Source organism: Candidatus Manganitrophus noduliformans, assembly GCF_012184425.1.
Lineage (GTDB): Bacteria > Nitrospirota > Nitrospiria > SBBL01 > Manganitrophaceae > Manganitrophus > Manganitrophus noduliformans.
The window spans coordinates 550,653-576,372 of the sequence record NZ_VTOW01000002.1 but is presented as its reverse complement, the minus strand read 5'-3'; the positions used below and the strand labels follow the sequence as shown (position 1 = coordinate 576,372).

23 protein-coding genes and 1 other RNA gene are annotated in these 25,720 nt (G+C 57.7%); 22 read left to right on the top strand and 2 right to left on the bottom strand.

Going from position 1 to position 25,720, the window contains the following annotated elements:
- The first annotated feature begins 173 nt into the window (after positions 1-173).
- The 7 genes from MNODULE_RS12000 (at position 174) to MNODULE_RS11970 (ending at position 9,446) form a co-directional block, all read left to right on the top strand.
- Positions 174-2,588, top strand: a complete 2,415-nt coding sequence (locus MNODULE_RS12000) for a sulfurtransferase TusA family protein (protein ID WP_168060076.1) — start codon at positions 174-176, stop codon at positions 2,586-2,588.
- A gap of 415 nt (positions 2,589-3,003) precedes the next feature.
- A complete protein-coding gene (locus tag MNODULE_RS11995) occupies positions 3,004-3,276 on the top strand; it encodes a hypothetical protein (RefSeq protein ID WP_202882192.1) in 273 nt (90 codons plus the stop codon).
- Between the two features lie 208 nt (positions 3,277-3,484).
- Positions 3,485-4,552, top strand: a complete 1,068-nt coding sequence (locus MNODULE_RS11990) for a beta/alpha barrel domain-containing protein (protein WP_168060074.1) — start codon at positions 3,485-3,487, stop codon at positions 4,550-4,552.
- Positions 4,549-5,628: an adenosine deaminase gene (gene add, locus MNODULE_RS11985; RefSeq protein ID WP_168060072.1), complete on the top strand. Its 1,080-nt coding sequence runs from the start codon at positions 4,549-4,551 to the stop codon at positions 5,626-5,628. The genes MNODULE_RS11990 and add overlap by 4 nt, the downstream gene beginning before the upstream one ends.
- Positions 5,625-7,622 (top strand): ABC-F family ATP-binding cassette domain-containing protein, encoded by a 1,998-nt coding sequence (locus MNODULE_RS11980; RefSeq protein ID WP_168060070.1) that lies wholly within the window; start codon positions 5,625-5,627, stop codon positions 7,620-7,622. The genes add and MNODULE_RS11980 overlap by 4 nt, the downstream gene beginning before the upstream one ends.
- A 26-nt stretch (positions 7,623-7,648) precedes the next feature.
- Complete coding sequence (locus tag MNODULE_RS11975; RefSeq protein ID WP_168060068.1) at positions 7,649-8,563, top strand: NAD-dependent epimerase/dehydratase family protein; 915 nt, start codon at positions 7,649-7,651, stop codon at positions 8,561-8,563.
- 73 nt (positions 8,564-8,636) lie between these two features.
- Positions 8,637-9,446, top strand: a complete 810-nt coding sequence (locus tag MNODULE_RS11970; protein WP_168060066.1) for a class I SAM-dependent methyltransferase — start codon at positions 8,637-8,639, stop codon at positions 9,444-9,446.
- Between the two features lie 75 nt (positions 9,447-9,521).
- On the opposite strand, the gene smbP is transcribed toward MNODULE_RS11970, so the two are convergent.
- Both smbP and MNODULE_RS11960 read right to left on the bottom strand, forming a co-directional pair.
- Entirely contained in the window at positions 9,522-9,956 is a 435-nt protein-coding gene (gene smbP, locus MNODULE_RS11965) for a small metal-binding protein SmbP (protein ID WP_168060064.1), read from the bottom strand.
- Between the two features lie 115 nt (positions 9,957-10,071).
- Positions 10,072-10,518, bottom strand: coding sequence for a DUF192 domain-containing protein (locus tag MNODULE_RS11960; RefSeq protein ID WP_168060062.1), 447 nt, complete (start codon positions 10,516-10,518; stop codon positions 10,072-10,074).
- 96 nt (positions 10,519-10,614) lie between these two features.
- Here MNODULE_RS11960 and MNODULE_RS11955 point away from each other — a divergent pair, with 96 nt between their 5' ends.
- From MNODULE_RS11955 to MNODULE_RS11885, 15 genes are all read left to right on the top strand, one after another.
- Positions 10,615-11,631 carry an energy transducer TonB gene (locus MNODULE_RS11955; protein ID WP_168060060.1) on the top strand — a complete coding sequence of 339 codons (1,017 nt, stop codon included), beginning with the start codon at positions 10,615-10,617 and terminating at the stop codon, positions 11,629-11,631.
- 230 nt (positions 11,632-11,861) lie between these two features.
- Positions 11,862-12,122: a cell division protein ZapB gene (gene zapB / locus MNODULE_RS11950; RefSeq protein WP_168060058.1), complete on the top strand. Its 261-nt coding sequence runs from the start codon at positions 11,862-11,864 to the stop codon at positions 12,120-12,122.
- On the top strand, positions 12,112-12,408 hold the full coding sequence (locus MNODULE_RS11945; RefSeq protein WP_168060056.1) for a cell division protein ZapA: 297 nt from the start codon (positions 12,112-12,114) through the stop codon (positions 12,406-12,408). Before zapB ends, MNODULE_RS11945 begins: the two co-directional genes overlap by 11 nt.
- A gap of 56 nt (positions 12,409-12,464) precedes the next feature.
- Positions 12,465-12,647: non-coding RNA, 6S RNA (gene ssrS, locus MNODULE_RS11940), on the top strand.
- Positions 12,648-12,720: 73 nt separating this feature from the next.
- Positions 12,721-14,058, top strand: a complete 1,338-nt coding sequence (locus MNODULE_RS11935; RefSeq protein ID WP_168060054.1) for a replication-associated recombination protein A — start codon at positions 12,721-12,723, stop codon at positions 14,056-14,058.
- 45 nt (positions 14,059-14,103) lie between these two features.
- The gene (gene xseA, locus MNODULE_RS11930; RefSeq protein ID WP_168060052.1) at positions 14,104-15,489 is read left to right on the top strand and encodes an exodeoxyribonuclease VII large subunit; all 1,386 of its coding nucleotides are present in this window, start codon (positions 14,104-14,106) and stop codon (positions 15,487-15,489) included.
- Between the two features lie 93 nt (positions 15,490-15,582).
- Positions 15,583-16,002, top strand: a complete 420-nt coding sequence (locus tag MNODULE_RS11925; RefSeq protein WP_422666756.1) for a secondary thiamine-phosphate synthase enzyme YjbQ — start codon at positions 15,583-15,585, stop codon at positions 16,000-16,002.
- 6 nt (positions 16,003-16,008) lie between these two features.
- Positions 16,009-17,565 carry a DASS family sodium-coupled anion symporter gene (locus MNODULE_RS11920; RefSeq protein WP_202882191.1) on the top strand — a complete coding sequence of 519 codons (1,557 nt, stop codon included), beginning with the start codon at positions 16,009-16,011 and terminating at the stop codon, positions 17,563-17,565.
- Positions 17,566-17,742: 177 nt separating this feature from the next.
- Positions 17,743-18,063 (top strand): exodeoxyribonuclease VII small subunit, encoded by a 321-nt coding sequence (locus MNODULE_RS11915; protein WP_181071032.1) that lies wholly within the window; start codon positions 17,743-17,745, stop codon positions 18,061-18,063.
- Positions 18,056-18,958: a polyprenyl synthetase family protein gene (locus MNODULE_RS11910; protein WP_168060046.1), complete on the top strand. Its 903-nt coding sequence runs from the start codon at positions 18,056-18,058 to the stop codon at positions 18,956-18,958. Before MNODULE_RS11915 ends, MNODULE_RS11910 begins: the two co-directional genes overlap by 8 nt.
- 32 nt (positions 18,959-18,990) lie before the next feature.
- Entirely contained in the window at positions 18,991-20,967 is a 1,977-nt protein-coding gene (gene dxs / locus MNODULE_RS11905; RefSeq protein WP_168060044.1) for a 1-deoxy-D-xylulose-5-phosphate synthase, read from the top strand.
- Positions 20,967-21,767: a TlyA family RNA methyltransferase gene (locus MNODULE_RS11900; protein ID WP_168061140.1), complete on the top strand. Its 801-nt coding sequence runs from the start codon at positions 20,967-20,969 to the stop codon at positions 21,765-21,767. The genes dxs and MNODULE_RS11900 overlap by 1 nt, the downstream gene beginning before the upstream one ends.
- Positions 21,768-21,836: 69 nt before the next feature.
- On the top strand, positions 21,837-22,754 hold the full coding sequence (locus MNODULE_RS11895) for an SDR family oxidoreductase (RefSeq protein WP_168060042.1): 918 nt from the start codon (positions 21,837-21,839) through the stop codon (positions 22,752-22,754).
- A 116-nt stretch (positions 22,755-22,870) separates the two neighbouring features.
- Positions 22,871-25,216, top strand: coding sequence for a tetratricopeptide repeat protein (locus MNODULE_RS24730; protein WP_168060040.1), 2,346 nt, complete (start codon positions 22,871-22,873; stop codon positions 25,214-25,216).
- A complete protein-coding gene (locus MNODULE_RS11885; protein ID WP_168060038.1) occupies positions 25,213-25,707 on the top strand; it encodes a type II secretion system protein in 495 nt (164 codons plus the stop codon). Before MNODULE_RS24730 ends, MNODULE_RS11885 begins: the two co-directional genes overlap by 4 nt.
- The last annotated feature ends 13 nt before the right edge of the window (positions 25,708-25,720 follow it).

Sequence of the window (25,720 nt, the reverse complement as noted above, 5' to 3'; positions counted from 1 at the left end):
AATCCGTAGGTCGAATCAGCTAAAAAAGGGGAGCCGGACACGGCTCCCCTTTTTTATTATCTTCGTTGTTTTAAAGGGGAATTTCATTGCTTGGGGCGGCGAGTTTTATATTGATTGTTTGGGGAATCTGGTGTATCCTTTGTGAAATCTTTTAAGTTCGATGAGAGGATTCAATGGGCCCAATTCAAACCACCCTTCCGGAAGAAATCGTCAAGGAAATTGAGAACTTTGGTCTTCAGGTGGAACGTCTGAAGAAAAAAGAGATTCCTGAAGAAAAGTTCAAGCGTTTCCGGCTCCAACATGGGATCTATGGACAACGGCAAAAAGGGTTTCAGATGGTCCGGGTCAAGATCCCGTCGGGGGTTCTGAATAGTCGGAAGCTTCGCGCTTTGGCGGAAATCGCCGAGCATTATTCGACCGGCAAGGGACATGTCACCACCCGGCAGGATATCCAGTACCATTTTGTGAAATTGGACGACATCACCGCCGTGATGACCCGGCTGGCCGAATCTGGATTAACGACCCGCGAGGCGTGCGGCAACACCGTCCGCAACGTGACCGCCTGTCATCTTGCAGGAGTCTGCCCCACTGAATTATTCGATGTGACCGCGATTTCAGAGAAGGTCGCCTACTACCTGCTGCGGAATCCGATCAACCAAGATCTTCCCCGCAAATTCAAAATCTCCTTCTCCGGGTGCCAGAGCGAGTGCGGTTTGGCGTCGATCCATGATATCGGGTTCATCGCGACGAGCCGTGACGTTCAGGGCCGGACGGAGTACGGCTTCAAAGTTTTTGTCGGAGGAGGGTTGGGGTCTCATCCGAAACTGGCGAAGCTCTATACCGAATTTTTGCCGATGGAAGAGGTTTTGCCTTTCTGCGAAGCGATCCTCAAAATTTTCGATGCGAACGGAGACCGGAAAACAAAGAGCAAGGCCCGGATGAAATTCATTATTGAAAAGTGGGGGAGCGATCAATTCAACAATAAGGTGGCGGAAGAATTGGCCCTCCTTAAGGAATCGGGCAAAGTCTATCCCGCTCTGCCGGCCCCGCAACCGAAGGCTCCCTCCCTTGAGCTTGACTTGGTTCAGAACGGGGGGAATGGTCACCACGGAAACGCGGCGTATGAGAAGTGGTTTCGGACGAATATCATCCCGCAGCCGATGCCCGGCATCTGCGCCGTCCAGATCAAATTAATTCTCGGAGACATCACCGCCGCCCAGCTGCGCGGAATGGCCGATATCGTCGATCGGTTTTCCCCGGATGCGATCCGGACGACCCATCAGCAAAACTTGATTCTTCACCATGTCCGCCGGCAGGACCTTCCGGCGCTTTACGCCGCGCTCGATCGAATCGGGTTGGCCGGCGCGGGGGCGGAACGCGCCGTCGATGTAATTGCCTGCCCGGGCGCCGACAGCTGCCAGCTGGCATTGACCTCCTCGATGGGATTGGGCGCGGCCATTGTCGACCGATTCGAGAAAGATCTTCCGGAATTCGAAGACATCAACGGTCTTCGGATACGGATCTCCGGCTGTCCGAATTCGTGCGGCCATCACCATATCGCCGGGATCGGTTTTCATGGGGTCGGCAAAAAGGTTCACGGCAAGCTGGCGCCGCACTACCAACTCCATTTGGGAGGGGGGGTGAGCGCGGAGCGCTCGGTGATCGGGGCCTCCAAGCTGAAGATCCCTGCCAAGAACATTCCTTCGGCGGTGATCGAGCTCATCAAGGCCTATCGCGAGAATCGGCAGGGGGAGGAAGCGTTCAACCAGTTCATCGAGCGCTTCGGCCGCGACGCCCTCTCCGCCCGGCTGGAGAAGTTCATCCAGATCCCCACGCCGCAGGAGGCGCCGGAGTATTATCAAGATTACAACGGCGATCAGGATTTCTCGCTCGACGACCTCGGTCCGGGGGAGTGCGCCGGGACAGTGATCGATATGATCGAGCACCATCTTCGGATGGGGAGCCAGTCGATCGAGAAGGCCTCCGCCGCCCTCGCCCGTGGGCAGTCGGACGAGGCGATCGCCGACATCAAACAGGCGATCATGGTCTGCTGCCGCGCCTTGTTGATTCCGTTCGGCGTCGATTTGCCGCATGAAGATCAGATCCTCAAGGAGTTCCAGCACAAGCTGGTGGAGCAGGGGATCGTCACGGAACGGTTCGAAAACTTCACGGAGGATCTCGGAAAGTGGGTCTCCTTCGATCCGCAGCTCGAATCGGTCCGGAAGACTCTCGATCTGGCCGATGCCTTTGTCCGGGAGTGTCATGAAGCATATGATCGTCTCGATGCCGGCTTGAAGTTAAGGAAGAGAGAGCCGATTTCGTCCGTGATACAGAATGAGGTGGATATGAGCGTACAAAAAGAAGTCGATGCCAGTCTGGACCTTTCGGGTGTCGCTTGCCCCATGAACTTTGTGAAGACGAAACTGCAGTTGGAAGAAATGGATGCCGGCCAGCTGCTCGAGGTCATCATCGACGACGGGGAGCCGATCCGGAATGTTCCACGAAGCGTTCAGGCCGAGGGGCATAAGATTTTAAAGAATGAAAAATTGCCGGACGGCCATTTCAAGCTGGTCATCGAAAAGGTTTAATCGATCCGGTTGAATTTCTCGATAAGGAGTGTTATAGACAGCCCAGGTATATTGCCTGGGCTGTCTTGCTATGAACACGCACGCGCGTCGCTTTTCCGCTCCTTGGACGCGGGTTAGATGCGCCAACACAAATAGATGTTTTTCCTTCGGGTCGAAGCGTCCCCGCTGCTTGCGGCGGGGACGCTTCAATTTAAACCGCCAGATTAAAATAAGAAAAGCCGGGAATTCCGTGATGGCCGAATCGCTGCTACCAAATAGCCAGGAGAGGGGCGTCAATCAAGATGGAAATGCAGAGCAAAGTTTGATAATGCGCCGGTTTTTCAGTTGGCCCCGTTTGAAGGGGCATGTTATAATGACCACCTAAAGACGGGGCTGCCGGTTAACGAAGCCTGAATCGATTAAATGGGAGGTGCACGTGGCCGTACAGTATATCCTGACCGAATACGTGAGCCAGGCAATGGCTCAGGCGGTCTATGATAAGCTGGAGGACGGCACATTCACGGGTCGGATTCCCTCCTGTAAAGGGGTCGTCGCGTTCGGATCCACATTGCGCGCGTGTGAAGATGAATTGCGCTCAACCTTGGAGGACTGGATTCTGGTCGGTCTCAAGCTGGGCCACTCTTTACCTGTCATTGCCGGCGTGGATCTAAACAGGGAGCCCACCCGTGAGCCGATGGATTCCATGTAAGCGGCGTGATTTTATCCGCAGACTGCGTGAACTCGGTTTTGAAGGTCCCTATTCCGGAAGCCGGCATCAGTTTATGGCCCACCAGCACCACCGTTTGGCCATCCCTTCTAACTCCGATTATTCCGTCCCTCAGCCGGAAGGTTGACCCGGTGACCTCTCCGTGTTAGCATGAAAAGCATTAATTCGATTTTTCAGGAACATTCTTTTGATGAAGCCAAGCCCGACATACGATATCACCCGCTCCTACGAAGCCAATTATCAAGAAGGTCCCTTTCTCAAAGAAAAGCCCCCCGCCCGGCAGATTCGGAAGAAAGTGAAATTCCTCGGATTCGATGTCAATTCCCGTCTCGGCATCCCGGCCGGACCGCTTTTGAATTCGCGCTGGATCATCGCCTATGCGGAGCTTGGCTTCGACCTCCTTGTCTATAAGACGGTCCGAACCGCGGCGACCCCCAGCCATCCCGATCCGAATTGCATGTTCCTTCAATGGAAGGGGCCGTTGACCGAGAAAGATTTCGGGAAGCGCTTGATCGCCTCGATGGAATCTCCCTCCAGCGTGGAAGAGATCAGCATCACCAATTCGTTCGGAATGCCGTCGCGTGATCCGAAGATTTGGCAGGAAGATATCGGCCGGGCGAAAGGGGGGATCGGCGACGGGCAGCTGCTGATCGTCAGCGTCGTCGGCACGCCGGGCGAAAAGGATCTGGCGGAAGATTACGCCCGCGCGGCCCGTCTGGCCGCCGAAGCGGGGGCGCCCGTGGTCGAGATCAACCTCTCCTGTCCGAACGTCGTGACGGGGGAAGGGAGCGTCTACACCGATCCGGTCTTCTCTTCGGAGATTTCGAGGCGGGTGAAGCAGGCGATCGGCTCGGTGCCGTTGATCATCAAGATCGGCTACATCTCCGATCCCTCCCGTTTGGAGAAGGTTGTCGCCGCCAACGCGCCGCACGTCGATGCGATCTCCGGTCTCAACACCCTCTCCTTTGAGGTGGTAAATCCCGACGGCACCCAAGCGCTCCCCGGGAAAGGACGGCTTCGGTCGGGGGTCTGCGGCGCCGCCATCCGGTCCTGCGCGATGACGCAGGCGAAGCGGATCGTCGATTTAAAACAGAAAGAGAAATATGATTTCGAGATCGTCGGCGTCGGCGGGGTGATGACCTCGGCGCACGTCCGGGAGTTCCTCGGCGTGGGGGTCGATGCCGTCATGACCGCCACCGGCGCGATGTGGGATCCGTTTCTGGCATACCGTTACTGGCAAGAAGAAGCAGGCAGATGAGACGTTCCAACAAAAAGCAGATACCATCGAAAAACGGAATCGGAAAAATCGAGAAGGTCGAGCTTCACCAGCATGTCGACGGGTCGATTCCGGTCGACATCACCTGGAAGCTGATGAAAGAGCACCGGCTCAACCCGGTTGCCACAAAGAAGGAGATGGAGCGTCTTCTCGTTCTTCAGGAGGGGGAAGAGGGGGCGCTGCTTCGCTACCTCGACAAGTTTCACTATCCGGCCTGGATCACGCAGTTTTACGGAAACATCTCCTATGTCGTCGAGTCGATTGTCAAAAAGGCCTATCAGAACGGCGTCCGGCTGCTGGAGCTTCGTTATGCGCCGATCATCCACACTTTCGCGGGGTTGACCCTTCGGCAGACGATCAGCTCGGTGTTGACCGGCTTGAACCGCGCCAAGCGAAAATATCCGATCGAGACCGGACTCATCGTCATCGCCATGCGGCATCAAGGCCCCCATATCGCCAAGATCCTCGCCCGGCAGGCGATCGCCGAGGCGCAGCAGTTCCATGAGCGGACGGGGGTGATCGGCTTCGATGTGGCGGGGGCGGAGCGGGGAAACCCGGCGCGGCTGTTTAAAGAAGCTTTCGACATCGCCCGTTCGGGAAACCTCGGGCTGACGATTCATGCGGGAGAGGATGAAGGGCCGGAGGCGATCTGGGAGGCGGTCGATATCCTCGGCGCGCGGCGAATCGGCCACGGCTGCTCTGCGATCAAAGACAAAGCGTTGATGCGGAGGCTGGCGAAAGATCAGGTTCTGGTCGAATGCTGTTACACCTCCAATTATCAGACCGGCGCCGTGCCGATGGGGGCGCCCCATCCGATATTTACCTTTTTGGAGTATGGGATTCCGATCGCCATCTGCACCGACAACACGACCGTTTCGAATACCGATCAAATCCGGGAGAACGAAAAGCTCTCGAAGTGGCTGACGACGGCGCAGCTTCAGGAAATTCATCGAAAGGCCCGCGCCCACTCTTTTATCCACGCGACACCGAACATCCGGGAAAACCTTCCGCCGCAGCATGATCTGGAGCGGCCTCGGTTTAATCATTCAAAGAAATGATCTCTCTTCTCAACATCACAAAACGATTCGGGGCCAGGACCCTGCTTGCCGACGCGACCTTGCAGGTCGCGTATGGGGATCGGATCGCCCTGATCGGCCCGAACGGCGCCGGCAAAACGACGCTGCTGGAGATGATCTCCCGCAAGGTCGACCCCGACGAGGGAGAGGTCATCATTTCCAAGAGCTCCGTGGTCGGTTATCTTCCTCAAGAGATTATCCAATTGCGGGGACGCTCTATTCTGGAAGAGGTTCTTTCGGCCTCCGATTCGATCAATCAGATCGAAGCGACCCTCAAGCGGATCGAGCGCGAAATGCACGAGACCGACGACATGAAGGAAAAGGAGCGTCTCGGTCTCCACTATGCGGAGCTGCAGATCCAGTACGAGTCGAAGGGAGGGTATGACCTGGAACACCAGGCGAAGCAAATCCTCTCGGGATTGAGCTTCAAAGAGGCGAACTTCGGAAAGAAGACCGACACGTTGAGCGGCGGATGGCTGATGCGGATTGCGCTGGCGAAGCTTCTCCTCTCCCAGCCCGACATTCTTCTCCTCGACGAGCCGACCAACCATCTCGATCTGGAGTCGGTGATCTGGCTTGAAAACTTTTTGAAGAGCTATGCCGGAGCGATTCTGTTTATCTCCCATGACCGTCCCTTTATTAATGCGCTGGCCGACCGGATTGTCGAAATCGACAATGGAAAGCTGGTCAATTACACCGGGAATTACGATCGCTATCTTGTCGCGAAGGAGGAGGCGGCGGAAATTCGGCAATCGACTTACGAGAACCAGCAAAAAAAGATCGATGAAACCAAGCGTTTCATCGACCGGTTCCGCGCCCAGGCCACCAAGGCGCGTCAGGTGCAGAGCCGGATCAAGCAGCTCGAGAAGATGGATAAGGTGGAGCTGACGCAGGAGCGCAAGAAGGTGCGGTTTACCTTCCCTCAGCCGGAGCGGGGAGGCCAGGAGGTGATCACCCTGGAAGGGATCGACAAGTCTTATGGGGCGATCAAGGTGTACCAAGGGCTCAACCTGACGATCACGCGGGGACAGAAGGTGGCGCTGGTGGGGCCGAACGGCGCCGGAAAATCGACCCTCCTCAAAATTCTGGCGGGGGTTCTACCGGTCGATCGCGGGCGCCGCGCCCTCGGACAGAAGGTCAATCTCAGCTATTTCAGCCAGCATCAACTTGAATCGCTGCATCCGAATTACACCCTCCTTCAGGAGATGCAAGAGGCCCATCCGGAAGGAGCGCAGTCGTTCCTGAGGGGGATCCTCGGCGCTTTTCTCTTCTCGGGTGATGATGTTTTCAAACAGGTCTCCGTGTTGAGCGGAGGGGAGAAGAGCCGGTTGGCGCTGGCGAAGATGTTGATCAAGCCGGCGAACTTACTTCTTCTCGACGAGCCGACGAACCATCTTGATATCCCTTCCCGCGATGTTCTTGAGGAAGCGTTGAGGGAGTATACCGGCACCATTTGCTTCATCACGCACGATCGGCACGTCATTCGAGGGGTCGCGAATCATATCATCGAGGTTGACCAGGGGCTTGTAACTGTTTATCCTGGCGATTACGATTATTATCTCTACAAGAAGGGAAAGACGGCCGAGATGCCCGCGTCGGTGGGTAAGGGCGTATCGCAATACGCCCCTACATCCCAGGAGAAGGAAAAATCGCTGCTAAGCAAGGCGGAGCAGAAGGAGCAGAAGCGAAAAGAGGCCGAGGCGAGAAATCGGCTCTACCGCGAAGCGCAGCCGCTGAAGAAAAAGATTGAAGCGCTTGAGAAGGCGCTCGATGAAAAAAACAAAGCGTACCAGGAATGTGTGGCGCTTTTGGCCGATCCGAACATCTACCAAGAGAAGGTTCGTTTTTACGAACTGATGGAACGGCACAACCGTTTGAAGTCCGAGATCGATCAGGAGACGGCTCTCTGGGAGAAACTCTCCCTCGAATATGAAGCGCTCTCCCAAGCGATGACGACGCAATCATCCCCTCCCTGATCCTCTTTGCATAGGAGGAAAACGACATGCCAAAACAATTCACGACCATCCTGCTCATCGGCGAAGGACAACTGACGAAGCAGCTCGGCGTGCGCCTCCTGCAGCACGATCACAGTGTCTGGGCGCTGATTTCATCCGACGGCCTGGCCCCCGGCTTCGCCCGGCTTGGAATCAATCCGTTGGCGGCCGATCTCTCGGAGCCCTTTTTGGCGAAGATGGCGGTGGCGAATGCCGATGTGATCTTCCATCTTGCCAACCGGCGGCAGCATGGGATGGCGGCGCCGGAGCCGACCGATCTGAAGGCATTGCAGAATATCCTCTCGGTGATCCCGCGCGGCACGGTCAAGCGCTATATCTATGAGAGCAGTCTCGCGGTCTACGATAATGTGGTTCCAGGCCAGAATCTGCCGGCCGCGGGGATTGATGAGAAGGTCTTCTCTCGCCCGAAGAGCGCGACCGGCCGGATTCATCTGGAGGCGGAGCGGGAGATTCTGGCGCGGTTTTCGGAGGAGGGGTTTCCGGGAGTCATCCTCAGAACCGGCGCCCTTTACCAGGCGCTCCCCGGCATCCTCGATCAGGTCCGAAGAGGGGTCTATTCGCTTCCGGCCGATCTGCCGGCGTTGTATCACCGAATCTATCTGGAAGACTACCTCGACATCTTGATCGCCGCGATGGAAAAGGGGAGGCCCGGCCAAGCGTATAACGTGGTCGATCAAGCGCCGCATACACCCGCCGAGTATTACAACCACATGGCGGCGATGCTCGGCGCGCCCCCGCTGATTCTTCCGAGTGCCGATCTCCAGGCCGCTGCCCCTGCCGTCCGGTATCAGAACGAAAAACTGCTCAAAGAGTTCGGTCTTACCCTCCGCTTCCCCACCTACCGGGAGGGCTTGCTGGACGGTCTTCAGAAGGCCGAAGACCTGAAAACACGGGAAGGGTGAGACGGAAGGGGGAGGGGAGAAAGAGTCAGAAATATCTTGTGCCCCACCCCTGATCGTGATATAAGAAAAAACCATGTCCAAGCCATCCAGCGAAACGATTGCGAAAGTCTACAACGATTGGGGAAAGGGGTTTGACGATCTCGTCAGCGAAACCCCTTTCCTGATGAACAGCTATCTCCTTTACGACCTCTGCCTCGCGGAGTTGACGAAGGGGAAGCGCTACTCGCGCATCCTCGATGTCGGCTGCGGGAGCGGCCTGCAGGCGATCCATTTGGCGCCGTATGCCGACGAGGTGGTCGGGATCGACCTCTCGAAGGAGCTGATCGAAGTGGCCAAAGACCGATGCAAGGCCCATCCCAATGTGAAATTCCAGGTGGCGAACGCCTGTGCGCTTCCCTTTCCCGATAAGAGCTTCGACTTTCTCATCTCCTATGGCGATGTCTTAAGCCACATCGTCGATGGATACGAGCAGGCGGTGACCGAGATGGGCCGGGTCGCAAAGCCGGGGGCGATCTTGACGATAGAAACCGATACCAAGTGGAATTTCGGAATCTTCTATCACCCCTCCGAAATGATCGATGCCCTCCGTGTTCCGGGGAAGGGACATGCCACGCGGGTCTGGGAGGGGATGCGCTTTAAGACGTTTACCTGGCGGGAGCTCAAATCGCTCCTGGAGAAAAACGGATTCGAAATCCTCTCCTGCCGGGGCCATAACATTCTCTCTTCTTTAATTCCAGATCGCTATCTTTTGGAGAAGGGAAAGCGAAGCCCGATCGGCAAGCTCGCCCTCGCGATCGGCAGGCTCGACCTTGCGATTTCCGGGACCTTCCCCTTCAATCGATTTGGTTTCAACTTCGTGGTGACGGCAAGAAAAAAGGGATGAGCGCCTCCGGCGTCATCCCTCTCTATCAAACCCATCTATTTGTCTAATTATCCCAGTTGTCTAATTATCCCAGGGCTATTTCATTTCCTGCGCATGTTTGTTGCCTTCCTTTGCATGCATCATCGCTTCCTTCGCGTGATCCATCATGACGTCATTATGGCCGGCCTCGCCGTGGCTGACCGCCTCCTTGGCATGGGTGAGCGCCTCTTTCACATGCGTCATCGCTTCTCCCCCATGCATCTTGATCGGGCCTCCGCCCGCTGCTTTGATCGCTTCCTGGCCGTGACTTAAACACTCTTGTCCCGCCTTCACCATCTGTTTCAGATGTTTCACGGCGGTGTCGGTATGTCCTTGCCCGCCATGATCGAGACCGCTTTCTCCCGCGGCGACCATCGCGTTGCATTGTTCTCTGGCGGGTGCTGCGTGTCCGCCGCCGGCCAATGCATCGGTCGACACCGATGCCATAAAAAGGGCCGCTGCCATGAGGGTGAATTTCGCTTTATGACGCATGGTTCCTCCTTTTGTGGGGGGTGGGAAAAACAGCCGGAATTTATCATTCAAATAAAGGAACTGTCAAGAACGAGGACAACCCGGCCGCTCCAAGCTCGCGGCGGCGGGGCAACCGCTAAAATCGGACCTTCATTCCCAATTTCAGTTTTTCCTTTGCTGCAAACCCCGATGCAACCTCGATGACATAGAGGGCATTTTTATCGAGCGGCCCGTAATTCGGGCAGGGGTCCTCTTTGCAGGGAGGGGTTTTCTCGGAGATGAAGATGATTTCCTTCTGTTCGTTGAACCAGATGATGTCGATCGGGAATTTGCAGTTCTTCATCCAGAAAAGATAAGGGCGCGCCTCTTGAAAAACAAAAAGCATCCCGCCGCCGGACGGAAGGGAATCACGGAACATCAGCCCGGTATTCCTCGCTTCAGGGGTATCGGCCACTTCGGCATGGATCTGGGTGCCGCTTGGAAAAATAACGGTGCGGCGGGCGGGCGGCTTTTCCGAAAAGGCCGAATTCCAGGAGAGGGCCGTTGCAAGGAAGAGCAGCGCAATAAAAGTCGGTTTTCGCATGGGGTTATCTTATGAAAATTAAAGGGTTCTGTCAACCGAGGTGCGGGGACGGGCATCGCCTTTGATGTGTGTTGCCGTTATGTTATAATCCGTTCCATGCACCTCTACGATGAAATCGCCGAAGAAGTATACCCGGAAGGGAGAGAGAGATCCCGCTTTCCGTACGTTCTCTTCATTTCCCTCTCATTTTTAGTCCATCTCTCGATGCTCCTTATCATCCAGCAGTGGGCGCGATGGGAGCCGGCTCGCATACCCTCGGAAGGTCAACCGGAAGATCAAGTCGTTCAGTTGGTCGATCCGGAGGTCCTCGCCACGCCAAAGCCGAGAAGTCTCTTGTTTGGAACCGATCGGGAAGAAGATCTAAAATCAATCCCGCGAGGGGAAGAGACCCGCCTCCCGCCGATTCCAAAGTCGGAGCGCCCGGGTCTTCCTCCTACGGCCAGAGCGGGAAAAGCGCCGGGGCCGATCGCGCCGCCGGCGGCGAAGCCGCAAGTCCCTCCGGCGCCGATCGTCCCCGCGCCGTCCCCCGCTCTTCCGGAACGTTCTACAGAACCCGAGGGGGCCCTTCCCGCGCCGATCCCTTCCCCTCCGCTTGCCACGGAAGAGGCAAAGAGACCCCTTCCGTCGCTTCCCTTCGGGCAAGACGGACAGGGAGAGGCCGGAACCGATTCTCCACCCCGGCCGGGTGTCCCCGGTCTTCCCGGTCTCCCTTTTGCCGATGCAAAGAGCCTCGACCGGCTGGCGAAGGTTTTTTCCGATCAGGAACGGGTTCCGCCGAAAGATACGATCTCCATCAACACGGACGATCTGAAATATTTCTCCTATACGCTGAAGCTCAAGAACAAGATTGAGTATATCTGGAGGTATCCGCAGGCCGCCGCGGAGAGGGGAATCCAGGGAAACCTCCTTTTGACCTTCACGATTCAGCGAAACGGATATGTCAGCGAGGTGAGGGTCGTCTCCACGTCGGGTTATGAAGTCCTCGATCTGGAGGCGGTGCGCGCAATCAAAGAGGCCTCTCCTTTTGCTCCCTTGCCCGATTCTTGGAACGAGGACCATATCACCATCACCGGCCATTTTGTCTATCACAATCATATTACCTATTTACGATAATATGTGGGGCGGTTATCCTATGTGGGGGCCCGTGCGATGCTCGCGTTGCACGCGCTTCTCCGATGCCCCCACACCCCGCGCTCGAACCGGCAAAGCCGGTTGCTTGTTTTGATCTAGATCGGTCCCTTTCCCATATTCGGAACGCCAGAAGATTTTATTGACAAATAAAAATCGAAACGGTAGATTGATTGAAAATTTAATTGGGTCTGTTTAACCGGATAGAGGGGACCATGGTGCAAGAGCAGTTGGAAGTATTGGAAGCGCGGGTGCAGGAAATGATCGAGCTGATTAAAAAGCTGAAGCGGGAAAAAGAGGGACTAGAGGCCAAGGTCAACGAGCAGGCGAGGGAGTTTCGCCAGCTTCAGGAAGAGCGGGGCGAAGTTCGGCTCCGGATCGAGCGCATTTTGGGGACGCTGAATCATCTTGAAATCCAGGAGCCGCTTGAAGAAGATTCAGAGATTCCCGTGAAGGTGAAAGCCGGTGAAGAATAAGCTTCATGTCGAGATTTTCGGCCATCGCTATACGCTTCGGGGCGAAGCGGATGAAGCCTATGCCAAGGAGCTTGCAGGTTACGTCGATAAAAAAATGACCGAGATGGCGGGCCATGCCAAGGGGATCAATTCCTCAAAGCTGGCCATCCTGGCGGCGATCAATATCGCCCATGAGCTCTTTCAACTTCGGAGCCGTCAGAAGGAGCGGGACGCCCTCATCGGCGGCAAGACGCGTGATATCATCGAGAGCATCGAAGAGCAATTCGAAGAGTTTAAATTGGATTAATTTTGTCCTCTTGTATTTTTAAAATAACTTTGATAAGGTAATTTTAGAAATAAAAATTGCCCCTGCGTTGTGCGTGGATGGGTCGTCTCTAAACCTAACAATCGCTGCCAGGGAGCCGAGTCCAGGAGGACGGTGTGCACGTTCCGCCCCGGGCGGAAAAGCCTAAAGTCTTCATCTCGGTGCCCACCTGGTTGTTTCCGGTTTGAGGAAACCTTCTCCACGGCAACCGTGGGGGCTTTTCATTTCCCCCCCCTCTCATCCTACCTCAACCTCCGGCATGACCAGCAGCGCGCTTCATCACGGTGTCAAGGTATGGCGCAATCCCCTGCGAAGACAGACAATACCGATAAAAATCCCCCTTTGGCCTGGCGGATGCGTCCGAGAGATTTTTCGGAATTCGTCGGACAGGAGCACCTTGTGGGGCCGGGGAAGTTTCTCCGACGCGCCGTGGAGGCCGATCGGGTCTTTTCCCTGATCCTTTTCGGACCGCCCGGTTGCGGCAAGACGGCGCTGGCCCATCTCATCGCCGCCTACAGCAAATCGGCCTTCGTCGATCTCAACGCCGTCACCGCCGGCGTCGCCGAAGTGCGCCAGGTGATTGCAAAGGCGCAGGAAGAAAAAAACCGCTCCGGGCAAAAGACCCTTCTCCTGGTCGATGAGATCCACCGCTTCAATAAAGTCCAGCAGTCGGCCCTTCTCCCCGACGTCGAAAAGGGAAATATCACCCTGGTCGGCGCTTCCACGCAGAATCCGTTTTTCTCCATCATCCCGGCCCTCTCTTCCCGCTCGCAGATCGTCGAGTTGAAGCCGCTCCCGCCGGAAGGGCTTCGCTCTCTCATCAAACGGGCCCTCTCCGATCCGGAGCGGGGCTTCGGTAGATTAAACGTCCAGTTGACGGAAGAGGCGGAGCGGCATCTGATCGAGATGACCGAAGGGGACGCCCGCCGCCTTCTTAACGCGCTTGAGATCGGCGTCGTTACGACGCCGCCCGATGCGGAAGGAATCATCCGGTTCGATCTGACGGTCGCTGAGGAGTCGGTCCAGAAGAAGGGATTGATCTACGAAAGCGGGGACAGCCACTACGATACGATCTCGGCCTTCATCAAAAGTCTTCGCGGCTCCGATCCCGACGCGGCGGTCTACTGGCTGGCGAAGATGATCTATGCCGGCGAAGACCCCCTCTTCATCGCGCGGCGCCTGGTCATTGCCGCTTCCGAAGATGTCGGCAATGCCGATCCGCGCGCGTTGGTCGTGGCGGTTGCCGCCCTCCATGCGCTGGAGGCGATCGGGATGCCGGAGGGACGTATCCCGCTTGCTCAGGCGACGACCTACATCGCCTCCGCCCCCAAGAGCAATGCCGCGTATCTTGCGGTCGATGCGGCGCTCGAGGAGATCGAATCGGGCCGCGTGATGGAAGTTCCCCCCCCGTTGAGAGATACCCACTACAGCGGGGCGAAGCGATTGGGACGGGGGAAGGGATATCTTTATCCGCACGATTATCCGGACCACTTCGTTCCGCAGCTTTATCTTCCCGAGGAGAAGACGTTCTATCGCCCCTCCGACCAAGGAGAAGAGAAGCGGATCGCCGAGCGGCTGCGGCTCTGGCGGGAGAAGCAGCGGGCGATCCGAAACAAACCGAATCATAAATAACGTAGAGACGTCCCGTCGGGACGTCTCTACAGAAGAAGGGGATGAATGGCATTTTCTCCGATCCAACCTTCCGAGCGAAAGATCCTGACGGTTCAGGAGTTGACCGCGCGGCTCCGCTCTGATCTCGAGCGGACCTTCTCCGACCTTTGGGTCGCGGGAGAGGTCGCCAATCTGAAGATCCCCTCCTCGGGACATGTTTATTTTACGCTCAAAGATGCCGCCTCCCAGATCAAGGGGGTCATCTTCCGGTCGCATGGGCGGTTTCTTAGGTTCACCCCCAAAGAAGGACAGTTGGTATTGATCCGCGGACACCTGACCCTCTATGAGGCGAAGGGGGAGTATCAGATCATTGTCGATTACATCGAGCCGCGGGGGGCGGGGGCGCTGCAGGCCGCCTTCGAGGCGCTCAAGGAAAAGTTGCGCGGCGATGGGCTTTTCGATCCGGGCCGGAAGAGACCGATCCCCCCTCTGCCGAGGCGGATCGGATTGATCACTTCATCCACCGGCGCCGCCCTTCAGGATCTGATGAAGGTCCTCAAACGGACCGAGCTTCCTCTCTCGATTCTAATTTATCCGGTGGCGGTTCAGGGGGAGGGGGCGGCCGATGAAATAGCCCGGGCGCTCGATGGGTTGAACCAAAGGAGCCGCCGTTCTTCGGGGGAGCGGGTCGATCTTCTTATCCTGGCGCGCGGCGGCGGATCGCTCGAAGATCTCTGGGCCTTCAATGAAGAGATCGTCGCGCGCGCCATCGCCCGGTCGGAGATTCCGGTTCTCTCGGCGGTCGGGCATGAGACCGATACGACGATCGCCGATTTTGTCGCCGATCTGCGGGCGCCGACCCCCTCGGTTGCCGCCGAGATCGTCGTTCGAAACGCCGGCGAGATGCTCGGTCGATTCTACTCTTTGAATGCCGCGTTGGTCGAAACGATCCGGGCGCGGATTCAGGCCGATCGGAATCATCTCCAATACGAGATCCGCCTCCTCGCCGATCCGGTTCGACGGATCGGGCAGTTTCACGATCGGGTCGATCACCTCGCGATCCGTCTTCGGCAGTCGTTCGGGCGGCTGCTGTCGGAGCGGCGGGCAAAACTGGTTCACCATCAACAGGGGCTGACGCACTTAAACCCGATCGATCGACTCCAGGCGCTCCGGCGCCGTTTGACGGAGCTGAATTTGAATCTGACCCAAGAGGGAAGCGATCTGATCTTACAGCGGCGGCGCCTGCTCCAATCGCAGATGGTCCAGCTGAATATCCTCAGTCCCCTGAATATCCTGGATCGAGGATATAGCATCACCCGAAAAGTCCCCTCGCGCGAGGTGGTCCGGGAGGCCGATGCGGTCGCCCTCCGCGACCAGATCGAGATCACCCTTCATCGGGGAAAGCTGATCTGTTCGGTGGAGGAGAAGACGACGCCGGAGGACGTTTCATAGGGTGTGGGGCATGGCGCACCTGGTGTGCGAGATCTGAAGTCAAAGATTTCCTCCAGCGCCGGTCCCACATACAAGCAGAAGGAGACCGGGGTGATTCAGCAGAAGAGCGGTGAAATTCAAATTAAGACCTCGGGAAGGGGGCTTTATGAAATCACGGAGGAGACGGAGCGGTGGCTGCGGAGCCACCCGATTCAGAACGGCCTCTTGACCCTCTACATCCAACACACGTCGGCGTCGCTTTTGATCCAGGAGAATGCCGATCCGGAGGTCTTGCGCGATCTGGAGCGCTTCTTCAACCGCCTCGTCCCGCAGGGGGATCCCCTCTTCCGGCATACGACCGAAGGGCCGGACGATATGCCGGCGCACGTCCGGGCCGCCCTCACCGCCGTTTCCCTCTCGATCCCGATCCGACAGGGCCGGCTCGCCCTCGGCACCTGGCAGGGGGTCTACCTGTACGAGCATCGCAGCGCGGGGCACGCCCGGACGGTTTTGGTTCACCTCGTGGGAGAATAGAATTCTGTGACGCAGGAGATTCAGGAGAAGGTAGAGGCGGCCCCTTCCAATCCCGAACCGAAAGAGATCCTCTCCGAGGCCGAAGTCCGCTTCGAGCGGTGGCGAAAGCGGGTCGGGTTGATCGCGGGGCCGCTGGCGGCGCTGATCATTTTTCTTCTCCCCTCTTCGTTGTCCCCGGAGGCGCATCGCCTCGCGGCGCTGTTGGCGGGGGTGGTGATCTTCTGGGTCACAGAGCCGATTCCGATTCCGATCACGGCGCTTCTCGGTCCGGTCCTCGCCATCGTCTTAGGGATCGGGAAGGCCGATGCGGTTCTCTCTTCGTTCGGCAACCCGATCCTTTTTCTCTTCATCGGAAGTTTTCTGATCGCGCGCGCGATGGAGGGGCATCGCCTCGACCGGCGCTTTTCGCTCTGGCTTCTTTCTTTTCGATGGGTCGGGGATCGTCCCACCCGCATCCTCTGGACGCTGGGGGCGATCACCGCCTTCCTTTCGATGTGGATTTCGAACACCGCGTCGACCGCCATGATGTTTCCGATCGCCCTCGGGATCCTCTCTTCCTTGAAGGAATTCTCCGATGAGAAAGGGGCGCTGCAACCCTACGCGGTCGGGGTGATGTTGATGATCGCTTATGCCGCTTCGATCGGCGGGGTCGGGACGCCGATCGGAACCCCTCCGAACCTGATCGGGATCGGGATGATCGCCAAGCAAACGGGGAGAGAGATCAGCTTCTTTCACTGGATGCTCCTGGCCCTTCCCCTCCTCCTCGTGATGTACATCGTCCTCTACTTCCTGCTTCTCTTCCTCCATCCGGCCGGGCCGTCGATGCGTGCGGGACGCGTCTCAGAATTCATCCGGGCCCAGCGGGAGGCGATCGGCCCCTGGACCCGCGGCCAGAAGAACACCCTTTTCGCCTTTCTCCTGGCCGTGTTGCTCTGGACCTTCCCGGGATTTTTGGCGCTGATCTTCGGACCGGAGGGGGCGCCGGTCAAGCTCTTCAACAGCCGCTTGCCCGAGGGAGCGGCGGCGATCGTCGCGGCGAGCTTTCTCTTTCTTTTGCCGACAAACTGGGGCAGGCAGGAGTACACCCTTTCCTGGCGGGAGGCCGCCGGGATCGATTGGGGAACGATTCTCCTCTTTGGGGGGGGATTGGCCCTGGGGGATTTGATGTTCAAGACCGGTCTCTCGCAAGCGGTCGGCGAAGGGCTCCTCGCCTCCCTCGAAATCGATTCGCTTTGGGGGATCACCGCCTTTGCGATCGGTCTCGGCATCGTCGTCAGCGAGTTGACTTCGAACACCGCCTCGGCCAACATGATCATCCCGGTGATCATTGCGCTCGCGCTCGCCTCCGGGGTCAGTCCGATCCCTCCCGCGCTCGGCGCGACATTGGGGGCGAGCTACGGCTTTATGCTTCCCATCTCGACCCCGCCGAACGCGATCGTCTACGGCTCCGGTTTGATCCCGATCGGCCGGATGGTTCGGGCGGGTGTTTTCTTCGACCTCCTCGGGTTCCTGATCATCTGGGGAACTCTTCGACTTCTCTGTCCGCTGTTGGGGTTGATGTGAGCTGATCGGGTGATGCGAATCGGCGGCGGCCGTTTTATGTAGGGTTCGACATGTCGAACCCCTACATGATCAAAGTGCCGATTAGAAAAGAAAAATAACTTGACCTTGCGCCGCTCTCTTGTATAATGGAGATGGTTTTTCGGGACGACCGATTTTATAAGCGCTTTCCCGCAAAATATGCTGATTTTGCGGGGAGATGGAACCGGGACCGGTGTGGCGAATTTGAAATTTGAAGAGGCTCTTTCTCGGTTGGAAGAAGCGGTGAAGTCGCTCGAAAAAGGAGACCTTCCGTTGGAGGAATCTCTCAAGGTCTTCGAAGAGGGGGTTCGCCTCTCAAAGAATTGTCTGAAGATGCTGGAGGAGGCTGAAAAGAAGGTTGAGATCCTCGTCCAAGAGAAAGATGGGAAGCGGCGAGCGCGGCCTTTCGAAATGAAGCAAGCGCCGGCGGCCGACGAATCGTCCTCATTCGGAACGAAGGAGCGCCCGCCTCATGGATAAAGATCCGCTGAAGAAGTATCTCCGCGATCGACAGGCGGAGGTCGATCAGCTTCTTCATTCGTACCTCCCCGGGCCGAAGTGCCCCCCTCCCTTGATCCATGAGGCGATCCGCTATTCCCTTTTCGCAGGGGGAAAACGGCTTCGGCCGATTCTTTGTCTTGCGGCGGCGGAGTCGGTTGGCGGGAGAAGGGAGGTCGTCCTTCCCTTTGCGGCGGCGATCGAACTGGTCCATACCTACTCGCTCGTCCACGACGATCTCCCGGCGATGGATAACGATACCTACCGCCGCGGCAAATTGACGAATCATAAGATGTTCGGGGAGAGCACGGCGATTCTGGCGGGAGACGCCCTTCTGACCGCCGCCTTCGCCCTGATGGCCGAGAAGGGGCTGGCCGGCACGATCTCCCATAAGAAGATCCTCTCGGTGATTCTCGAGTTGGGATCGGCGGCCGGGAGCACCGGGATGGTCGGCGGGCAGCTGGTCGATATCCAATCGGAGGGAAAAAAATCGATTGACCAGGATGAACTCCACTATATCCACACCCACAAGACCGGGGCGTTGATCCGGGCCTCGGTTCGAATCGGCGGGGTTCTCGGCGGCGCCTCGTCCAAAAAGCTGACCGCGCTGACCCGATATGGGGAGAAGATCGGTCTTGCCTTCCAGATCGCCGATGACATCCTCGATGTCGAAGGGGAAGAGAAGGAGATGGGGAAATCGGTCGGCCAGGATCAGGCGAAGGAGAAGTGGACCTATCCTCGGCTCATCGGATTGGAGCGGGCGAAGAAAGAGGCTCATGTTTTGGTCGAAGAGGCGTTGGGAGAGTTAAACGGATTCGGGCCGGAAGCCGATCCGCTTCGGGGCTTGGCGCTCTACATGGTCGAGCGGAAGAAGTAAAACGCTAGGAAACTCTAGAATCGAGGAGAAGCATGGGGCTTTTGGATCAGATCAACAGTCCGAAGGATTTGAAGGCGGTTCCGCGGGAGGCGCTCACGCAGCTTGCGCAGGAGGTTCGGGAAAAGATCCTGGCGGTGATCGCCGACAAGGGGGGCCATCTCGGGGCGAGCCTCGGCGCGGTCGAGTTGGCCATTGCCCTTCATGCGGTCTTCGATCCGCCGCAGGACCGGCTCGTTTGGGACACCGGTCATCAAGCTTATCCCCACAAGCTTCTCACCGGGAGGCGCGATCTCTTTCACACCCTCCGTCAATACCAGGGGATCAGCGGGTTTCTCTCACGGGCAGAGAGCCCCTATGATACTTTCGGCGCCGGCCATGCCGGCACGGCGATCTCCGCCGCCCTCGGCATGGTGGAAGCGCGGGATCATCAAGAGGGAAAATATCATGTCGTCGCGATCATCGGCGACGGCGCCATGACCGCCGGAATGGCCTATGAGGCGCTCAACCACGCGGGGGCGCTCCGGCGCAACATGATCGTCGTCCTCAACGACAACGAAATGTCGATCTCGAAAAATGTCGGCGCGATCTCGGCCTATCTGGCGCGGATCATCACCGGTCCGCTTTATACCAAAGTCCGGAACGAGACGGCGGAGCTCTTGAAGAACATCCCGAAGATCGGCCGGCCGATGCTCAAGGCGGCCCGCCGGGCCGAGGAATCGGTGAAGGGATTGATCACCCCCGGGCTTCTCTTCGAGGAGATGGGCTTTCGATACATCGGCCCGATCGACGGGCACCGGCTCGATCACCTGTTGACCACCTTTGAGAACGTCAAGCAGCTGGAAGGGCCGCTGCTGGTCCATCTGATCACCAAGAAGGGGAAGGGGTACGCCCCGGCCGAAGGGGATCCGGCCGGCTTTCACGGCACCGCCGCCTTCGATCTTTCGACCGGCGTGGCCAAGAAGAAGTCTTCGGCCCCGAGCTACACCGGGATCTTTGCAAAACAGCTGATCGCGCTGGCGAAGGAAGACCGCCGGATCGTCGCGATCACCGCGGCGATGCCGGAAGGGACCGGCCTCAGCAAGTTCGCGAAGGAATTCCCCGATCGCTTTTACGACGTCGGCATCGCGGAGCAGCATGCGGTTACCCTGGCGGCCGGAATGGCGGCGGACGGTCTTCGTCCGGTGGTGGCGATCTACTCGACCTTCTTGCAGCGCGCCTTCGATCAAATCGTCCACGATGTCGCCCTCCAGAATCTGCCGGTTGTTTTTTGTCTCGATCGGGCCGGACTGGTCGGCGAGGACGGCCCGACCCACAACGGCGTCTTCGACATCGCCTACCTCAAAGGGATCCCGAACATGGTCCTGATGGCCCCGAAAGATGAAAATGAGCTTCAGCAGATGCTCGCCACGGCGGTCAAACATCCCGGGCCGTCGGCGATCCGTTATCCGCGGGGGGAGGCGGTCGGAGTTCCGCTGGAAGAGCCGGCGATGCCGCTTCAAATCGGAAAAGGGGAACTTCTCCGGGGCGATTTAACGACGGATGGCCTGGAAAATGAAGCGGCCGCCCGAGAGATCGACGTCGCCTTGGTGGCGCTCGGCAATATGGTCTATCCTTCGCTTGCGGCCGCCGCCCTTTTGGAGCGGGAGGGGGTCTCCGTCGCGGTCGTCAATGCCCGCTTCATTAAACCGATCGATCGGGATCTTCTCGTTTCGATTGCCCATCGCTGCCGCCGGATCGTCACGGTGGAAGAGCATGTCCTGGCGGGCGGGTTCGGAGAGTCGGTTCTCGCCCTTCTCGAGGAGGAGAAGGGGACCGGACGGATTCCCGCGGTCGATGTTCGGCGGATCGGACTTCCCGATCAGTTCGTCGAACATGGGGCGCAGCGGATCCTTCGCGAGAAACTCGGACTCGACGCAGAGCGCATCGCCGCCTCCGTCCTCGACTTCGTTAAGCTCGGGATCGTCGCCTCTCCTCAAAATGAAGATCGGGCGATTCGATTAGGGAAATGATGTCGGCTCGGTCGGCCAAACCGAAAGAACGTCTCGATCTCCTATTGCAATCGCGTGGACTGGCCGAGAGCCGGGAACGGGCGCGAAGCCTGATCCTGAGCGGATCGGTTTTGGTCGACGGGAAAAAAATCGAAAAGGCGGGGGCCCAGGTAAAGGAAGACGCGGAGATCGTTCTCCTCGGTCCGGTCTCTCCTTACGTCAGCCGGGGTGGAATCAAGCTCGAGGGGGCCCTGAACGCGTTCCATCTGGATCCTTCCGGGAAGGTGGTGATCGACGTCGGCGCGTCGACCGGCGGTTTTACCGACTGTCTTTTACAGCGGGGGGCGGCTCGCGTCTACGCGGTCGATGTCGGCTACGGCCAGCTCGCCTGGCGGCTTCGGCAAGATCCCCGCGTGATCGTTTTGGAGCGCCGCAACATCCGCACCCTTCCTCCGGAGTCGGTTCCGGAGCCGGTCGATCTGGCGACCATCGACGTTTCGTTCATCTCATTGGAGAAGGTGATTCCCGCGGTGATTCCTTTTCTGAAGACGCGGGGCGAAATTGTCGCATTGGTCAAGCCGCAGTTTGAGGTCGGGAAGGGGGAGGTCGGCCGGGGAGGAATTGTTCGGAGCTCCGAAAAGCACCGGAGCGTGTTGGATCGAATATACAGTCAGGCCGCGGGGTGGGGACTTCAGGTCGGCGGGTCGATTCCCTCGCCGATTCTTGGGCAAAAAGGAAACGCCGAATTTCTGGTATATTTTAGAAGGACCGAGGCAGGAGAGCAGACGCGTGAGGAATTCGGAGCGCGGAATGGGGAATGAAAACAAAAAATCTTTTCAATTTCACGCCGTCTTCGTGAACTCCTGCTCATACAGAAAGGAAGGACGCAGATGAAAGTGTTGGTGACGGGAGGGGCCGGGTTTATCGGTTCTCATCTGGTCGATCGGCTGATCCAAGAGGGACATGAGGTGGTGGTGGTCGATAATCTCTCGACCGGAAAGAAAAAGAACATCCACAAAGAAGCGAAGTTCTACAAGCTCGATATCCTGAGCAATCGCCTGGAGCGGATTTTCCAGAAGGAAAAGCCCGAGGTGGTCAGCCATCATGCGGCGCAGATGGACGTCCGCCGGTCGGTGGCCGATCCGGCCTTTGACGCCCAGTCGAATATCATCGGCCTCTTGAATCTGCTGGAGTGCGCCGTTCGAAACGGCGCCCGGCGGATCGTCTTCGCTTCTTCCGGCGGGGCCATCTACGGCGATCAACAGGTTTTTCCGGCGCCGGAGGAGCATCCGACCCATCCGCTTTCGCCCTACGGCGTCAGCAAGCTGTCGAGCGAGCATTACCTCTATTATTATCAGAAGGTCTGCGGCCTCGATTATTCCGCGCTGAGATACGCCAACGTCTATGGCCCGAGGCAGGACCCGTTCGGGGAAGCGGGGGTGGTCGCGATCTTCACCCAAAAGATGCTTCGGGGGGAGCAGCCGATCATCAACGGAAACGGAATGCAGACCCGGGATTATGTCTTTGTGGAAGATGTCATCGAGGCGAACATGGCGGTGATCCACGGTCAGATCAACGACACCTTCAATGTCGGAACCGGCAAGGAGACGTCGGTCAACCAGCTCTTCCGCCACCTCCTCGACATCACCGGGACGGAGGCGAAAGAGATCCACGGTCCGGAGAAGAAGGGAGAGCAGGTCCGGAGCTGCCTCGATTGCCAGAAAATTCATAAAGTGCTCGATTGGGAGCCGCGCGTTCCGCTCCAAGAGGGTCTGATGAAGACCGTCGATTATTTTAAGAGTGCCTAGTAAGGATATAAAACAGGTGAGGAGTAAGGAGTGAGCAGTGAGGCGTAAAGTCGGAAGATTTTCTCTCTTCACTCCGAACACCTCACTCCTCACTTTATTTGTGTAAGGGAGGGCCTGTGCAAGAAAACCGGGGTCGTGTTCGCGTATCAATCACCATTGGGGCGGCCCTTTTCTTTTTTCTTCTCTCCGGTTGTTTTACCTCCAAGCAGGTCCGTCTCGGCGATGAGTTTGCGAACGAGAAGCGCTGGGAAGAGGCGTATCACGTCTACTCGGACGCCCTCAAGAAAGATCCCTTCAATCAAAAGCTCAAGCAGAAGATGGACGAGGCCAAGATGAAAGCGGCCGCCGTCCATGCCGACCGGGCCAAGGTATTGTTAAGCCAAAAAAATCTCCCCGTCGCCCTGGAAGAAATCAAGCGGGCGATGCTCCTCGATCCGAGCCGGGCGGAGTACCAGGATCTTTTCGCCCAGACCTTCCGGAAAAAAGAGGCGGAAGATCATTTCTCGCTCGGACAAAAACTGCTGAAGGCCGAGCGATTCGGCGAGGCGATCGAATTTCTCGAGCGGGCGCTGGAGCGCGACCCGACCCTCCCGCAAGGCGCGGAAATTTTGGCGCAGGCCAGAAAAGGACAGCGGGCCGTGGGGGATGAAGTCGATGAGCTTTCTCTTAAATCGACCCAGCCGATCACGCTCAAGTTCCAGAATGCGCGGCTGAAGGAGGTTTTCGAGCTCTTGGCGAAATCGGCGGGGATCAACATTCTTTTCGACAAAGACGTCCGGGATGAAACGATCAGCATTTTCGTCAAAGATGCCAGCTTCAAAGAGGCGCTGAATCTGATTTTGTCGACCAACAATCTCTTCATGAAGCGGATCAGCGAGGAGACGATCCTGGTCATTCCCAAGACCAAACAAAAGGTCGATCAATACCAGGACCTGATCATCCGGACCTTTTATCTCTCGAACGTCCGGGCGAAGGAGATGGTCAACCTGCTCCGGACGATGCTGGAGACCCGGCGCGTTTTCGTCAACGACGAATTGAACACCATCGTCATTCGGGATACCCCCGAAAAGGTCAAGCTGGCGGAGAAGATCATCGAGGCGAACGATCGGAAGGTGGCTGAGGTGATGTTCGAGGTCGAAATCCTGGAGATGAACCGGACGAAGGGTTCGAGAATCGGCTGGAACTTCAGCGACGGCCGGATTTCCGGTTTTATCAGCGACGACGAGACGCCCGGGGCGTTCAGCCTTCAAGAATTGCGGGACCTCAACGATTCCGCCATCTTCCTGATTCTTCCCTCGATCTTGGTCGATTTCTTCAAGCAGGAGTCGGAGGCGCAGACCCTGGCGAATCCGCGCATCCGGGTCATGGACAACAAAAGCGCGAAGATCAACATCGGCGATCGGGTTCCGATTCTCCTCTCGACGACCACTTCGAACCCGACGACCTCCACGGTGATCGGGGGAGCGACCACGACCACCTCGATTGAATTCAAGGACGTCGGCATCAAGCTGACGATCGAGCCGAACATCCATCTGACCAATGATGTCACGATGAAGCTCAATCTGGAGGTCACCTCCCTCGGCGATCTGGTCAACTTGGGAAACGGCCAGCAGCAGTTCCGTTTCGGCAACCGGAATACCGAGACCGTTTTGAATGTCCGCGACGGGGAGACGGTCGTGATCAGCGGCTTGGTCCGGGACGACGAGCGGACGACGACGAACAAGATTCCCGGACTGGGGGACATCCCGCTGATCGGCCGGCTCTTCTCCAACGTCGAAAAAAACAAGGCGAAGACCGATATCGTCATGACGATCACCCCCCGGATCATTCGGACCTTCGAGACCCCGGAGAAGCCGCTGCAGTCGTTCTGGTCGGGAACCGAAGAGACCTACTCGACGCGGCCGCTCTTCTCCGAGTTTCCGACCGTCGGCGAGGTCAGGGGCGAACCGGAAGGGGCTCCGGTACCTTCTATTCCCTCGGCCCCGCTCCCTCCCTCGGGCCAGTCGCGGACGGCGCCGATCCAACCGCAGGCGGAGAACCGATTGGTTCCGATCCTCTCCGTCCTTCCGAGGGAATCGACGACGACCGTCAACGGGCCGGTGAATATCGAAGTCCGTGTCGATAACGCCAAAGACCTCTCCTCGGCGACCCTGTCGATCGCGTTCGATCCGACCGTCCTCACCCTCAAGGAAGTGGTCGAGGGAGACTTTATGAAAAAAGACGGGAAGAATGTATCGTTGGTCTCATCGACGCCGCCGAACGGAGGCGCCGTCGATGTCCAGATCAACCGGGTCACCGATGAAAAGGGGATCAGCGGCTCGGGGACCCTCTTCACCCTCGTTTTTGAGGGGCAGCGGGCCGGCGCTTCGAGCCGGGTCGATTTCCGCAATGTGCGCCTGCTGAATCCCTCGCGCGGCCCGATCAATGCCGATATTTTCCCCGGACTCATTAATGTTCGATGACGTTTTTTTGCGGAAAACTAAAAGATCAGTCGGGACTGACCCTCCTTGAGTTAATCGTGACGGCGGTCGTTATTCTGATCCTCGCCTCGGCGGCGATGCCGCTTTCCAAGATGGGAGAGCGGCGGGCGAAAGAGATGGAATTGCGTCAGGCGTTGCGGGATCTCCGATCGGCGATCGATCGGTTTAAGGACGACTGGGATTCGAAGCGGATTTCCCACTCCGAATCGGATATCGCAAACGAAGAGACAGGTTATCCGAGAAGCCTGGAGGTTTTGGTGGAGGGGGTTCCGGTGCCCGATCCGAACGATAAAAAGATCCGGAAATATCTTCGGCGGATCCCCATCGATCCCTTCACCCGTTCGACCGAATGGGGAACCCGCTGTTATGAAGACGAGCCCGATTCAACGATCTCATGCGACAGAGACGTCTATGATGTCTACAGCCGCGGCGACCAGGTCGGGCTCGATGGAACCAAAGTGCAAACGTGGTAGTAAAGAAGAGAAG